The 13,937-nt window shown below is 60.2% G+C and carries 15 protein-coding genes and 1 pseudogene; 9 read left to right on the top strand and 7 right to left on the bottom strand.

The genetic code is table 11. The features are described 5' to 3' along the window. The first annotated feature begins 46 nt into the window (after window positions 1-46). Complete coding sequence (locus BN984_RS03845) at window positions 47-1,051, top strand: Cdc6/Cdc18 family protein (protein ID WP_049967707.1); 1,005 nt, start codon at window positions 47-49, stop codon at window positions 1,049-1,051. A gap of 2 nt (window positions 1,052-1,053) precedes the next feature. On the opposite strand, the gene BN984_RS03840 is transcribed toward BN984_RS03845, so the two are convergent. Together BN984_RS03840 and BN984_RS03835 are read right to left on the bottom strand one after the other, a co-directional pair. Beyond that, complete coding sequence (locus BN984_RS03840; RefSeq protein ID WP_181950683.1) at window positions 1,054-1,503, bottom strand: HVO_A0114 family putative DNA-binding protein; 450 nt, start codon at window positions 1,501-1,503, stop codon at window positions 1,054-1,056. Between the two features lie 21 nt (window positions 1,504-1,524). Continuing rightward, entirely contained in the window at window positions 1,525-1,863 is a 339-nt protein-coding gene (locus BN984_RS03835; protein ID WP_049967706.1) for a toxin-antitoxin system TumE family protein, read from the bottom strand. 251 nt (window positions 1,864-2,114) lie between these two features. Here BN984_RS03835 and BN984_RS03830 point away from each other — a divergent pair, with 251 nt between their 5' ends. From BN984_RS03830 to BN984_RS19330, 6 genes are all read left to right on the top strand, one after another. Further along, window positions 2,115-2,387, top strand: a complete 273-nt coding sequence (locus tag BN984_RS03830; RefSeq protein ID WP_049967705.1) for a hypothetical protein — start codon at window positions 2,115-2,117, stop codon at window positions 2,385-2,387. 702 nt (window positions 2,388-3,089) lie between these two features. Continuing rightward, a complete protein-coding gene (locus BN984_RS03820) occupies window positions 3,090-3,704 on the top strand; it encodes a hypothetical protein (RefSeq protein WP_049967703.1) in 615 nt (204 codons plus the stop codon). Then, complete coding sequence (locus tag BN984_RS19005; protein ID WP_181950682.1) at window positions 3,701-4,642, top strand: hypothetical protein; 942 nt, start codon at window positions 3,701-3,703, stop codon at window positions 4,640-4,642. The genes BN984_RS03820 and BN984_RS19005 overlap by 4 nt, the downstream gene beginning before the upstream one ends. Next, window positions 4,639-4,956, top strand: coding sequence for a hypothetical protein (locus BN984_RS03810; RefSeq protein ID WP_049967702.1), 318 nt, complete (start codon window positions 4,639-4,641; stop codon window positions 4,954-4,956). The genes BN984_RS19005 and BN984_RS03810 overlap by 4 nt, the downstream gene beginning before the upstream one ends. Before the next feature lie 201 nt (window positions 4,957-5,157). After that, on the top strand, window positions 5,158-6,270 hold the full coding sequence (locus BN984_RS03800; protein WP_049967700.1) for a tyrosine-type recombinase/integrase: 1,113 nt from the start codon (window positions 5,158-5,160) through the stop codon (window positions 6,268-6,270). A 312-nt stretch (window positions 6,271-6,582) separates the two neighbouring features. Then, window positions 6,583-6,948 carry a hypothetical protein gene (locus BN984_RS19330; protein ID WP_147298771.1) on the top strand — a complete coding sequence of 122 codons (366 nt, stop codon included), beginning with the start codon at window positions 6,583-6,585 and terminating at the stop codon, window positions 6,946-6,948. A 492-nt stretch (window positions 6,949-7,440) separates the two neighbouring features. Here the strand turns inward: BN984_RS19330 and BN984_RS03790 are convergent. From BN984_RS03790 to BN984_RS03780, 4 genes and pseudogenes are all read right to left on the bottom strand, one after another. Next, window positions 7,441-8,700: pseudogene (locus tag BN984_RS03790) on the bottom strand (RNA-guided endonuclease InsQ/TnpB family protein); the annotation flags it as partial. An 81-nt stretch (window positions 8,701-8,781) separates the two neighbouring features. After that, entirely contained in the window at window positions 8,782-8,907 is a 126-nt protein-coding gene (locus BN984_RS20050; RefSeq protein ID WP_255409923.1) for a hypothetical protein, read from the bottom strand. Window positions 8,908-9,020: 113 nt separating this feature from the next. Next, a complete protein-coding gene (locus tag BN984_RS03785; RefSeq protein WP_004042445.1) occupies window positions 9,021-9,290 on the bottom strand; it encodes a DUF7571 family protein in 270 nt (89 codons plus the stop codon). Between the two features lie 326 nt (window positions 9,291-9,616). Beyond that, window positions 9,617-10,138: an HPP family protein gene (locus tag BN984_RS03780; RefSeq protein WP_049967697.1), complete on the bottom strand. Its 522-nt coding sequence runs from the start codon at window positions 10,136-10,138 to the stop codon at window positions 9,617-9,619. Between the two features lie 136 nt (window positions 10,139-10,274). Between BN984_RS03780 and BN984_RS03775 the strand changes: the two genes are divergently transcribed. Then, entirely contained in the window at window positions 10,275-10,859 is a 585-nt protein-coding gene (locus BN984_RS03775; RefSeq protein ID WP_049913608.1) for a GNAT family N-acetyltransferase, read from the top strand. Between the two features lies 1 nt (window position 10,860). Here BN984_RS03775 and asd read toward each other — a convergent pair whose 3' ends face one another. Beyond that, window positions 10,861-11,895: an aspartate-semialdehyde dehydrogenase gene (gene asd, locus BN984_RS03770; protein ID WP_008095439.1), complete on the bottom strand. Its 1,035-nt coding sequence runs from the start codon at window positions 11,893-11,895 to the stop codon at window positions 10,861-10,863. Window positions 11,896-12,092: 197 nt separating this feature from the next. Between asd and pccA the strand changes: the two genes are divergently transcribed. After that, entirely contained in the window at window positions 12,093-13,895 is a 1,803-nt protein-coding gene (gene pccA, locus BN984_RS03765; RefSeq protein ID WP_049967696.1) for a propionyl-CoA carboxylase biotin carboxylase/biotin-carboxyl carrier subunit, read from the top strand. Window positions 13,896-13,937 lie beyond the last annotated feature (42 nt).

Below are 13,937 nucleotides of genomic sequence, written 5' to 3'. Positions count from 1 at the left end.
TCTGCTTGCCGACTATTCAAAGCACTGTCTCACGAATGATACCGGCATGATACGCGATGCACGGGCACTCCGGGACAGCTTCGTCCCGGCTGACCTGGAACATCGAAACGCCGAAATCGGGCACCTCTCGTCGTTACTGAAGCCAATCGAAGGCGGCGAAGCCGGATCGGACATCCTTATCACCGGACCCTCGGGTGCGGGTAAGACGACCCTTGCTCGGTTCGTGGCGAACGAACTCGAACGTGCGACGCTCGATGTCCGAACCGCCTACGTAAACTGCCTCTCTAATTCGACGAACGCCGCTGTTCTCCACACGCTCATGCGTGACGCTGGCCTCGGACTCGACTTTGACCGAGCGTCGACGCCAGTTCACGAGTATCTCGCTCGAATCGATGACCGAAACGAGCAGTTCGTTATCGTCCTCGACGAGGTTGACGTCCTCGAAGACCCGTCGCTCATCGCGATGCTCTACGACATCGACAACGTCACTACGATGATGGTCTGTGTCTCCGAAGACGCGTTTCTCTCTACGCTCGACATGCGCGTCGAGTCACGCGTTCGCGCCGCGGCGTCGGTCGTCCTCGAGAAGTACCGCGACGACGAACTCGCCGATATCATCCGGGCCCGCGTCGACCACGGTCTCGTTCCCGGTGCTGTCGACGAGGCGACGATCAAGCATATCGCGGATCGCGCAGCTGGTGACGCGCGGCTTGCAATTACCAAACTTCGACGGGCGGCCCAGCTTGCAGACCTGCAAGAACTCGATGCACTCAGTCCGGGTCTCGTCGATGACGTCGCTGATGGTGCCGCGGGAGAAGTCCACGAGCGGAACGTCGAACGCCTCTCGACGCACAAGCGACTCCTCTACGACATCGTCAAGCGCTACGGTGAGGTCTCGTCTACGGACCTCCACGCAGCGTACGAAGAGCACATCTCCGCGCCAAAATCGAAGGCGACCCGTCGCCGCTATCTAGGTGCGCTCGAACGGTACCGACTCATCGAACAAGAGGGGGCGACGCGGGGGACTCGGTATCGACTCGTTGAGCCGTAGTCTCACGACGCTGCTGCGGCTGTGTCGTTGTTCTCCATGTCGAATGGAAGGTTAATGACTAACTCATCAAACCAGACGACTGGTCGCTTACTCTGGCCCTCTTGCTCGAAGAAGATGACACCCAATCGAGCGAGACGGTTGAGCTCTTCGTGGACGTTCTTCACGTCACGGTTGACTACGCGGGCCGTCTCGTTGATGCTGGATGGTTCTTCCCGACGAATAGCTTTGATGAGGTCAAGCGTTCGCGGAGTTAGCGTAGCCATCAGGTCATCATAGCTTGTGAATGAAATCGTCGGTGTGGAGTCTACAGAGTCGCCATCTGCGAGAGCGGTGAGACTCTCGGTAACGTCCTCTTCGAACTCTCGGTCCGATTTTACTGTAACGACGAGTGTCGATTCGGCTTCGAGTAGTTCGCGTTCCATCGGGTGCAGCGGTGGCACAGTATCTGACATTGGGACCTCCCTCGGATGGCCTCACTTGAGTTCAAACTCCGATTTCGGTATCTCGCTCCAGAACCGCTCCCAGAGTTCGACGATTCCGGGGAACTCAATGATCTCTGGGTCAGGGTTCGGCGCGACGTGGAGTTCGTGGCCTTTTGTGTCTTCGTGTGAGTTATCGTACCGACGAATCGTTCCATCCTTGAGAGTGCGCTCAGAGTCTGGTTGTATCGCACCGTAGTGGAGCTTGTAGGCCCACCCAGATGGGTACGCATCATCTGAGGTTCGCATGCAGAACACTCGAACCACAGTTCCGTCGGGGTATTTCTCCCCTCTGCTCACACCATCAAGGTCGTCGTCGGTCAGCGAGGCCATCCTCAACCATTGGTACGTAGACCAATTGCATAACTCTATCCATTGGTCTGAGTACCAATAGTAGTGGGAACGATTGATTCGCTCATCGCGCTAATCGACAGACTGCGCGAGGATTCGTTCATTCGCTCATTTTCGCTCATTCGAGAGAAGAGAAGCGAGAGCGTCCAAAAACCAGAGAATAGAACGTCGAATTTCGATGATTCGCTCACCACCCTGCAAACCGTTTATATCCAATTCTCATCGGCTCGGGTATGTCGACGACGATTGGTAGTGGACCGAACGGAACCAGCAGAAACCTTCGGCTGCTGAGTGGTGTCGAAGTTCGAATCGAAATTACCTCGGACGCGGATTACGCGGCCCGCCTTGACGTTCATCACGAGGGGCAACGCTGGGTCTACGGTATTGATTCGAATCAGCGTGCGACGTTCATCGATGTGTTCAACGGAAAAGGTCGGAGCGACGATCCTGACGAGCCGGACTGGATGCGCGAAGTTTTCGTGCAGCTGGAGGTCGATTGGGAGTGACGCTACTCACTATAGAATTCGTAGCTGGAAGGGTCCCTTTCACCACGGATAACGGCTTGGCCTTCCGCCGTGATTCGATAAAATGGGCCACCGTCAACCTTCTCTACAAGACCACCCTCAAGCAGCATCTTCAGAGCACGATTAACTGTCGACCGAGACGGTGGTCTCTGCATCTGATTCTCAAGATTGTGGACCATTGCTTTCGGATTCAGATCGAGACCGGATTGGTCCAACAGAGACAGAATCGGCTCAATTGCATCGTTCCTCCACGGACTCATGTCTGGACCGTAAAGCGGCCATGCTGTAAAATTACGCAAACGACCTTCCCGAATCAATTTAGTATCAATAGGGCCCATACTGGTTCATTTGACATAGTACTGTATCAAGCTTTATGTAGAGGTGGGGTTATGTGGGAAGTGACGACTCTCTCCGGATGCTACTCGTTCGGGCAAAAGCCCGGACCCCTGTACCAGCAGGAGCCCGGTAGGAGGTCGTCACCCCAGATGACGACCAAATCAGCACTCTCGCGGGTGCGAAATAAGTCCCGCGACACGACTAGTGCAACGTCTTCGAACTGCCCAGCGTGTGCCACGCCCATTGAGGGGTTCGCCGCGAGTGGGCCCGCCAGTCGTACGGTTGAACCGTGCGGTTGTACCCTACCGAACGTCCGCGCGAGCGATATCGTGCGGGAGGACTAACACCATGAGTTACAACAACCTCGATACGCTCCTCGCGTTCCTTCGTGAGGACCTCGACCCCGGACAAGACCGCATCTACTACGCGAAGAACATCTCGAACAGGACTGACATCGATGGGAAAGAGGTCGGCTACTGGTTCTCCCGTGCTATCGGTCTGTACCCGCAGTGGGACCCCGTCGAGTTTGACGGCCTCGAAGTCGAACGCTACCGTCCGGAGACGAAGGCGACACGATGGCGAGTGACTCGTCTTGAGCAGGATGTGGGGCTCGTTGCCGATGGTGGTGTTCGGTGGCTCGACCTGACCGGCTTCCAGCAGCAACTCGTCAAGGCCGTCATCGAGTTCGAGAACGAGGAGGGCAAGTCGCCGTACGGCGTCCAAGTGAAGCGGTCACTAAGTGAGTGGTACGGTCACGAAGTCAGCAACGCTCAGGTCTACCCGAATATCGATGACCTCGTTGAGATGGGCGTTCTGGACCGGGAGCCGCTCGACAAGCGAACGAACGCGGTTCAGTCGACTCCGCTGGCGCGCCAGATGCTCGCTGGAGAGGCTGAACACATGGCTCACGTTGCCGGGCTCGAACTAACTGAGGCTGTTGCTGATGGTGGTGAAGAACGGTGAGTCAGACGCCAGACGACAGCTGGGAGTCGCCAGTCCCCGACGCACAGGCGGCCGCCGGTGCTGACGAGATGCACGTCTCGCTCGATATGGAGTCGACCACTTCGAATGGCGGGGTGACCGCGGATATCTCCGACCGGGTCAACCGGCTCTACGTCGAGTCGACGACCGACCGAGTCGTCTTCGAAGTCTGTGAAGAGTTCGACACGGTGCGCGCCTCGACGACGATGACGCCAGACCAAGCCGAAGCGATTGGCATTGGCCTGATGCAGGCCGCGGCACGCGCATCTCGTGGACGTGAGGGCGTCGTCATCAAGAAGTACAATCTCGCTGGAGTCGAACGTGGCGACGGTATCGAGACTGACGGGAGTGGAGAAGAGAACCCACTCGACGATCTCCTCGTCAACGCGCAAGAGCAGAAAGAACAGTTCAACGAAGCCCGAGAACGGTTGCAGTCGGTTCGAGAGAAACTGAAGCTGTTCGTCCAGCAGCTCCGCGAAGACGGAACGTTGGACGACGACGATGCAGAGGAGATCTACGGGCTCATCTCTGACGGCCAGTACGGCAAAGCCCGAGGGGCGATTTCAGAAGCGCTCTCGAAGAAGGAACTGGAATTCGATGACGACGAGAAGGACCTCTTCGCGCGGAACTTCTCCGAATCGTGGGAGGTGCACGTCGAGGCTGTCGAGCAGGTGCGGACAGCACTCCTCAATTTCTCCCGCGACCTGAGCCGAGAGGACCTCGTCGATTACCTCTACGGCAAACACTCCGGCTTGAACAAAGGAGACATCCGCGCCGTCTTCGACGCGTTCGATGAGGTCGAGCGGACCGGACTCGGCGTCAACCAGATGGCGCGCGTTCTCGCGTCGTACAACCGCGACCTCAACATCCAGCCAACGGAGGAGGTTCTAAAGGCCATCAAACAGGAGGCCGACAGATGACGCCGGCGATCACGTCGCTGCAGGACGCCCTCGACGGTGCGAACCACGAGCGCAGTCGCGAACTCATCCGCGAGGCACTCCAGTACGAAGAGATTCACATCAACGAGTGGCTCCAGACGGTCAGCGGCCTCGAAGGCGTCCGACACATCGAGTGTGACCGCGACGGCTCCGAAATCGTCTGGTTCGACCCAGACGCCGACTTCGCCATCGAGGCGACGCTCGAACTCGCACAGAAATTTGGATGGTCGATTAAATCGGTGAGCTTCCACGCTCGCTCGCTCTCCTTCGAGAGACCGGAGGTTAGTCTCGAATGACTAACCGTCGCTTGACTGACCGTGTCGACGGCACGATGATTGTGCAATGTCCGAGCGACCCTGACCATGTCGCGTTCGAGATTGAGGTCGCCTGCAGCGAGACGAAGCCCTCGGAGATGTTCTCCCTGGAAAAGTGTCCTGACTGCGGGTCGGATCTCTCTACTATCGAATCAGTCACTCCTACGGAGGTGCTCTGAGACGATGAGCGATCTCGAACCACTCTCGCCCGATGATGCGATGGAGATGTGGCTCACTCGACAGCGGTCGGAGAAGGCCGACCAGACGGTTCAGAGCTACTACTACCGAGTCAACCAGTTCATTGAATGGTGTGATGAGAACGACGTCAAGAATCTCAATGCACTCACAACACGTGATATCTTCAAATTCGACACTGAGCTGCGAGAACGCGACTTGTCTCAGTCAACGCTGAAGAATCGATTCGGGACGCTGAAGCTGTTTCTGTCTTTCTGCGAGGACCTGAACGCCGTTGAGGAGGGACTGGTCAAAGCCATCGAGATCCCGAGTCTGCTGAAGGACGAGCGGGTCAATAAAGAGAAACTCGCATCGGGTCGAGCTGAAAGGATTCTCGACAACCTCGCCAAGTATCGATTTGCATCCCGCGAGCACGCGATGTTTGCCCTTGCTTGGCACACAACTGTCCGTGTTGGTGCCCTGCGAGCGCTTGATGTCGGGGACTGCTACCTCAATGACGACGATCTAGATCGTCTTCGACACTACCCTGAGGTTGGTGAAGAGGAGTTCGAGGAGATCGTCGAGACTGTGGATACGCCGTTTGTCTATTTCCGGCATCGGGAGCAGACGCCTCTGAAGAACAAGTTCGAGGGACAGCGTCCTGTTGCTATTTCGGATGAAGTTGCTGAGGTTTTGGACGCGTTCATTCGGGTGAACCGGGTTCCAGTGACCGATGATGATGATCGAGCCCCTCTCTTCTCAACCGAGAAGGGAGAGAATCGGATGAGTCGGGGTGCGATTCGACGCGTTTTCAATATCATCACCCAACCCTGCCGTTTCGACGAACCGTGTCCGCATGGTCGGGACGTCCAGACCTGCGAGGCTCGAGAACATGGACTCGAGCAGCGGTGCCCTTCTGCCCGCTCACCACATCGGGTTCGGACGGGGGCGATCACGCACCACCGTGACGAGGGATGGCCGCCTGAGGTGCTGTCAGAACGCGCGAACGCGACTCCTGAAGTCATCCGGCAGCACTACGACCATCCTGATTTGCTCAAGCGGATGCAGTCACGTCGGGCGTTCCTCGGAGAGGATTCTGAAGAGGAGGACGAGGATGAATGAGATGCCGGCGCGCAGAACTCGGATTCTTCACCTCAGCGGTCCCATACCACCTTTTTACTTCGTCGACTGTCGCTCACAGAGCGATAGTCTCCTCGCAAGGAGCTGGACGAAAAACGTCCCGCGAGGACTCGCTTCGCCCGCATCGCAGTGCAGTAATCCGGGTGTCCGGGCTCAGTCTGGTCTCGGCTACTCAGGCGGTGCCGTGTCTCCGAGTGACCGGTGTCGTGCAGACCCATGCGTGAGACACTAACTCGGGCTGCCGAAAATAGCTAAATAGAACACTCTACTGCGACGAGGAACCCCTTTCCGAACATGATTAACGCAGAGATAGTCAACAGAGTGGAGAGACCAATCAGAACCGCACCGTCCCGCTGGACGACCGAATTCCCTCGTATCCACTTTTCGTATCCACTCAGAAGCCAATTTTCCACAAACACCTGTGAGTGCTCTTGGGAGGTGAATATCTGGTCAAGTGTGTCACCAGAGATACCGCCAGTATACTCTACGGTCACATACAGATACGTTGCTGAGAAAATTGAAAACGTCAGTAGTCCGCTCCCGACCTGCGTGAACACGTTTACAAAAGAAACTGCGGTAACACAAGAGTCAGAGTCGATGCCAATAGCAATAGCCGAGATGAGGATACTGGCTAGCAGCAGGTTCAATTTGATCAACTGAATCGCGTCTGTTCGCAAGTTCTGGATTGAACTGACCTGATGATCGACTACGGTTCGAGCCTCTTCGAGAAGGGTTGAGAGTTCTTGATCGGAATCTACTGTTGGGACAATTCGGACGTTATCTTGCCCAACTCGCCGGGGTTCCTCGCGAATGAGTGTACTGAATAGAATGAGGAACCCACCCGCAACGATACCCAAGGCGGGCCAATCATACGGGGCAAGTGGGGTGTATACTGGGTGGTTTTGGATGATTCCGGATAGTTGAACGAATATGAGACTGACCAGACCAACAGAGAACAATACCCGCCCAGCCAGCGATGTCCCCGATTTGAATAATTCCTTGAGCCAGGACATGGTATCTGAATGAGCGTATACACAACGTGTGTGAAAACTCTATTCACCCGTCGCCAGACCTCTTTCGTGGTTACATTCCTTTTGTGGCGGAAGCAGCTCGCTGTGTCGATTCTTTCGGCTCAATGTGAACTACCCCGCCCTACTCAGCCGCTGACGCGGCTTCCTTGAGGACGGGGCTTCCTGTTTCTGTGACGCGACTTGCATCCACGACGATGGACGATGAATCGCCACCATCAGTGGACACAGCGGTCGCAGTCTCCACAGGCGTGTCTTCGGAGTGAACCACTCCTAGTTTGTCGAGTCCTCGTGAGAGGACGTTAAGAGCCGCATTCCAATCCCTATCGAGTTCGAACCCACACGACGGGCACGAATGCTCGCGCACCCACAACGGCTTGCCAGTCGAAACGCCACAGCTCGCACACTCTGTGGTCGTCCCGCGCGGGTTAACCTGCACGACGTGACAGCCGTTCTTCTCACCGTGGTGTTCGAGGATGGTGATGAAGTCTCGCCAGCCGACTTCGGCCTTGTTACGAGCGTTTTGCGGGGATTCGAGCATCCCCTTGACATTGAGGTCTTCAACGAATACGGCATCGTACTCAGTGGTGTAGAAGTGTGCTAGCTTGTGTTTGAAATCACGCTTCTTGTTCGACATTCGTGCATGGATTTCCGTGACGCGACGCCGTTGTCTCTCCCAATTGTTGGACTCGTAGTCCTTTCGAGAGAGCGAACGTTGCTCTCGTTCGAGGCGTTCTCGGTCGTTAGACAAGTCGAGTCGCCCTATCGAACGCCCGTCCGAATCGTGGGCGAAGTTGAGAACACCGAGGTCGAGACCCACCGCATCGTCAGAGCCGATGGCTTCGACGGCAGGTTTCTCGGGAGTTTCTGTTTCGATGCAGAATGATACGTACCACGCTCCCGTGGGTTCTTTTTTGAGCGTGACTTCTTTGACTTTCTCGTGGTCTGGAAGGTCACGATGGATGCGAATTGGAATCTCGCGGGTTTCGCCTTTGAGTTTCTTGAGGATGAGGAGTCCGCGACCATTCGGGCCACTCTTCTTGTCGAGTTCGAAGCCCGATTGCCGGTACGTGAAACTCCGGTACTCACGCGGTTTCTTCCAGTTCAACGACCCCACGTCGTATCCTTTCGCTTTGAGCTTCCCGAGGTTCTGGATGTTGTCTCGGATACGCTCGACAGCTTTCTGGAGAACGGTCGAGTAGACCAGTTTGAGGTCGGTCCACCAGCCTTTGAGCGCCGGGAGCGTGTCTCGGACCATCCAGACGCGCTGGCGGAGCGTGCCCGCGTCTTCGGGTATCTGGTCAAACTCGTTGAGAGCGTGGTTGTACAGTTGTCGCACGGTGTTTCGTTGCCAGTCCATCGCTTCGCGTTGCTCCGTGGTGGGGAACTAAAATCGCGGCACTGGATCCGACCGAGCGGGGGCGTTGTTATAGTTGGCTTGTTCTACCAGCAGTCCACGAGGAACTCACTCCCCGTAGAACAGATACGAAAACGCCAGAAACGCCAGCACCGACCCGACGAAGAACGCCAACAGCCCCATCGTTCCGCCTGTCTGAGACCCGACGAGCTCGACCGTACTCTTTTCAGCCATACAACATTTCTCCCGGCGGCGGACAAAAATCTCGTGGTGACTCCGAGCTTGATACGGTGTGACTGTTCGTCACACCCTGCAACAACCACCAAAAAACGGCCGGGAACCGCTACTCAGGTCGAGACGGCATCGCAGGTCCAGCCGGGGTCGCTCCCCGTGCGCCGGATGAGGTCCGCGCGGCACGCCGGACAGTAGTCGGGGACCGTCGTTTCGCCCCGCGGGACATAGACGCCACCGCCGCATTCCACGCACGCATCGGCGACGACTGTCGTGCAGTCAGCACAGAGGTTGAAGTCGTCAACCGTGAGGTCGCGCAGCACTTCGAGCTTTTTGTCCAGGATGTACTCGTCGATAACCGCCTGACAGCTGTGGCACGGCTTCATAGCGATACAGCGTGACAATTGAGACCATGGAACATATACTTGTCGTCGTAGGTGTCTCTTGTCGCGGAATGTCAGTCGGGGCGGAGGCTCACCGATGCCGGATATGCCACGGTTGCACGCGAGCGACCCTAGCGCGGCCGGTGTGAACGTGTTTCACAGAAATCATAAGTTGGATGGTGACGAATTTCGTTTGCTGCTGTCAGAGGCACATCAGGGCGACGAGCGGAATCATTCGCCCTCTATCCATCTATTCTCTCGGCTATCGATTCGAGCCGGCGGTACCGAGAATCGACCGTCTGAGCGGCTTCCGAGGTCCGGACAAGACCTCAACTCCGCGTTCCCGCGTCGGTTGGACTGTCCCCGTACATCTCAACGAGCAGCGCGTCCGTCGCCCGGTGGGCCCCCACGAGAACGACCACGCTCGCGACGATAGTCGCGACCGACTGCGGCGTCGAGAGCAGGCCGAGCGAGACGATGAGCGTCGTCGCGCAGGCCGGCGGGTGGACCGCGTCGAGTTCGACCATCCCCCAGCCCGTCGCGGCGACCGAGACCGCCCCGCTCGTGACGAGGCGCAGCGTGTCCGTCGACGCGGCCGAGAGCGACGGGTCGAGCGTCACGCCGGGGGCGATGAGCGCGTAGGCCGCGAAGCCGACGACGGCACCGACGGCGTGGCCGCCGACGATGCGAGACGAGCGGGAGCGCCCGCCGCGACGGCGGAAGGCGAGGACGAACGCCGTGGGGCCGAGGCTCGGAAAGACGAACGGCTCGCCGGTCGCCCACGCGATGCCGCCGAGTGCGGCGACGAGCAGGCCGGCGGAGAGTCCCGTTTCGAGACCGCGTCGAGACATGTGACACGCTCTGTCGACGCGGCGTGAAAACGGTGTCTAACTCTGGACGAATCGAACCGGTACCGTGAGACTCGCCGACAGATACCGCGTGCTCCGCACGCCCACGTTGAAGTGCGGCCGCGACGACGGACGAGATATGTGCGGAGCCGCGTTTCTCGAAGGCGACCGCGTCGAACTCAGAACCGTCGAGTCGGAGCACGTCGAGTTCCTCCACGAGACGGTCAACGACCCGCGGGTTCGGCGGGGAATCGCCGCCACCGACCCGGTGACGCGGGCGACAGAGCGCGAGTGGGTCGAGTCGCGCGGCGACGGCGACGACATCAACTTCGTCGTCGCGGTCGACGGCGACCCGGTCGGGACTATCGGACTCAAGCCGCCGAACGTCGTCACCGGCGCGGCCGAGGTCGGCTATCTCGTCGCGCCCGACCACTGGGGCAACGGCTACGCGACAGACGCGCTGCGGACGCTCTGCGGCTACGCCTTCGGCGAGCGCCGACTCAACAAACTGTACGCGAACGCCTACGAGACGAACCCGGCGTCGACCCGCGTGCTGGAGAAAGCCGGCTTCGAACGCGAGGGCGTCCACCGGGAACAGGGATTCGTCGACGGCGACCACGTCGACGTGCTTCGATACGGTCGGCTCGCCGACGAGTGGCGAGACGAAGAGAACGTCGGCGACGCCGAACGCGAGTCCGGGAGCGACGCCGACGGGTGGATATAGCCTAAATCCAGCCCTCTTGGGCGAGGAGTTCGCCGTTGAGGACGGACGCACCGGCCGCGCCGCGAATCGTGTTGTGCGCGAGGCAGTTGTACTTCACGCCGCGCTCGGTGGCCTGGATGCCGCCCGCGGAAATCTGCATGCCGTCGCCGCGCTCGCGGTCGAGGCGGGGCTGCGGGCGGAAGTTGTCCTCGAAGACGTGGATGAGCTGTTCGGGCGCGCTCGGGAGGTCGACGCCGGGGTACTCGCGCATCGCGGCCGCGACGTCCTCGGGGGAGGCGTCGTCGGCGAGGTCGGCGAAGACGCTCTCGAGGTGGCCGTCGAGCGTCGGGATGCGGTTACACGAGGCGTTGACCTCCGCGCCGTGGAGCGCGACTTCCGCGCCGTCGAACGAGCCCAGAAGCTTGCGGGACTCCGTCTCCATCTTCTCTTCTTCGCCGCCGATGTGCGGGATGGCGTTGTCGATTATCTCCATCGAGGTGACGCCGTCGTAGCCCGCGCCGGAGACCGCCTGCAGGGTCGTGACGTCGACGCGTTCGAGGCCGAACTGGTCGAGGGCGGCGAGCGTCGGGACCATCGTGATAGTCGAGCAGTTCGGGTTCTTCACGAGCGCGCCGTCCCAGCCGCGCTCGTCGCGCTGGACCTCGATGAGGTCGAGGTGCTCCGGATTGATCTCCGGAATCGTGAGCGGCACGTCGGGTGCCATGCGGTCGTTCGAGGAGTTCGAAGAGACGACGTAGCCCGCCTCGAGGAACTCGGGTTCGACCTCGGCGGCGACCGACGACGGGAGCGACGAAAACAGGAGGTCGATGTCGTCGGGCACGTCCGCGGGGTCGGTGCTGCCGACTTCCATCGCGGCCACGTCGTCCGGGATGGGAGTGTTGACGCGCCACTTCGCGGCCTCGTCGTATCGCTTGCCCGCGCTCGACTCGCTCGCGGTCAGCGCCGCGAGTTCGAACGTCGGGTGGTCTTCGAGGAGTTGGATGAATCGCTGTCCGACTGCGCCGGTTGCACCGAGGATGCCGACTCGTACTGCCATTACCCGTGTCGTAGTGTGGCACACGCATAAGGCCGTTTGGATTTGAACCAGTATTCGCGGCGTATAGTGCCAGAGAAGTGTAATCTCGGCCGTTCCTTCATGGTCGAACACGTAAATCGTCGTCTGTCGAAGCGGGCACCGACGTGCGTTGGTAAAACCGATAGAATAACGTGCGGTTCCCTGAAAGACTACCGCAAATGTTCAGCAAGGTTCTCGTCGCCAACCGAGGCGAGATCGCGGTGCGCGTCATGCGCGCCTGCGAGGAGTTAGGAGTCCGGACCGTCGCCGTCTACAGCGAGGCGGACAAACACGGCGGGCACGTGCGGTACGCCGACGAGGCGTACAACATCGGTCCCGCCCGCGCGGCCGATTCCTACCTCGACCACGAGTCGGTCATCGAGGCCGCACGGAAGGCCGACGCCGACGCCATCCACCCCGGCTACGGCTTCCTCGCGGAGAACGCCGCGTTCGCCCGGAAGGTCGAGGAGTCCGAGTTCAAGTGGGTCGGCCCGTCGGCCGACGCGATGGAGCGCCTCGGCGAGAAGACGAAGGCCCGCGCGCTCATGCAGGACGCCGACGTGCCGGTCGTCCCCGGCACGACCGAGCCCGCCGACTCCGCCGACGACGTCAAGGCCGTCGCCGACGAGTTCGGCTACCCGGTCGCCATCAAGGCCGAAGGCGGCGGCGGCGGCCGCGGCCTGAAGGTCGTCCACTCCGAGGACGAGGTCGACGAGCAGTTCGAGACGGCAAAGCGCGAGGGCGAGGCGTACTTCGACAACGCCTCCGTCTACGTCGAGAAGTACCTCGAAGCGCCGCGCCACATCGAGGTGCAAATTCTCGCCGACGAGCACGGCAACGTCCGCCACCTCGGCGAGCGCGACTGCTCGCTCCAGCGCCGCCACCAGAAGGTCATCGAGGAGGCCCCGTCGCCCGCGCTCTCCGACGACCTGCGCGAGCGCATCGGCGAGGCCGCCCGCCGCGGCGTTCGCGCCGCCGACTACACCAACGCCGGCACCGTGGAGTTCCTCGTCGAGGACAGCGAGTTCTACTTCATGGAGGTCAACACGCGCATCCAGGTCGAACACACCGTCACCGAGGAAGTGACTGGCCTCGACGTGGTGAAGTGGCAACTGCGCGTCGCCGCCGGCGAGGAACTCGACTTCTCGCAGGACGACGTGGAAATCGAGGGCCACTCGATGGAGTTCCGCATCAACGCGGAGGCCCCCGAAAAGGAGTTCGCGCCCGCGACGGGCACGCTCGCGACCTACGACCCGCCGGGCGGTATCGGCGTCCGCATGGACGACGCCGTCCGTCAGGGCGACGAAATCGGCGGCGACTACGACTCGATGATCGCCAAGCTCATCGTCACCGCCTCGGACCGCGAGGAGGTCCTCGCCCGCGCCGAGCGCGCGCTCGCCGAGTTCGACATCGAGGGACTCCGCACGGTCATCCCGTTCCACCGCCTCATGCTCACCGACGAGGCGTTCCGCGAGGGGAGCCACACGACGAAGTACCTCGACGAGGTGCTCGACCCCGACCGCATCCAGGCCGCCGTCGAGCGCTGGTCGCCCGAGGCCGTCGCCGACGATGACGACGACGACGAGGTCACGGAACGCACCTTCACCGTCGAGGTAAACGGCAAGCGCTTCGAGGTCAGCCTCGAAGAGCGCGGCGCGCCCGCCATCCCGGTCGGTAACGCGTCCGCGGGCAAATCCAACTCCTCCGGCCCGCGCAAGCGCCGCGACGACGGCGGAAGCGACGACTCCCAGCAGATTATCGAGGGCGACGGCGAGTCCGTCACCGCCGAGATGCAGGGGACCATCCTCTCTGTCGAAGTCGAGGAGGGCGACGAGGTCGAACCCGGCGACACCGTCTGCATCCTCGAAGCCATGAAGATGGAAAACGACGTGGTCGCCGAGCGCGGCGGCACCGTCTCGCAGGTCCTCGTCTCCGAGGGCGACAGCGTCGACATGGGCGACGTGCTGCTCGTCCTCGAATAGTCCCGAGACCTCGGGACCGACGTCCGAACCGCGAACCTCTTT

This window comes from Haloferax prahovense (assembly GCF_000723845.1).
Lineage (GTDB): Archaea > Halobacteriota > Halobacteria > Halobacteriales > Haloferacaceae > Haloferax > Haloferax prahovense.
Note: the sequence above shows the minus strand (reverse complement) of the source record. Positions and strands in the feature narration are given on the sequence as shown.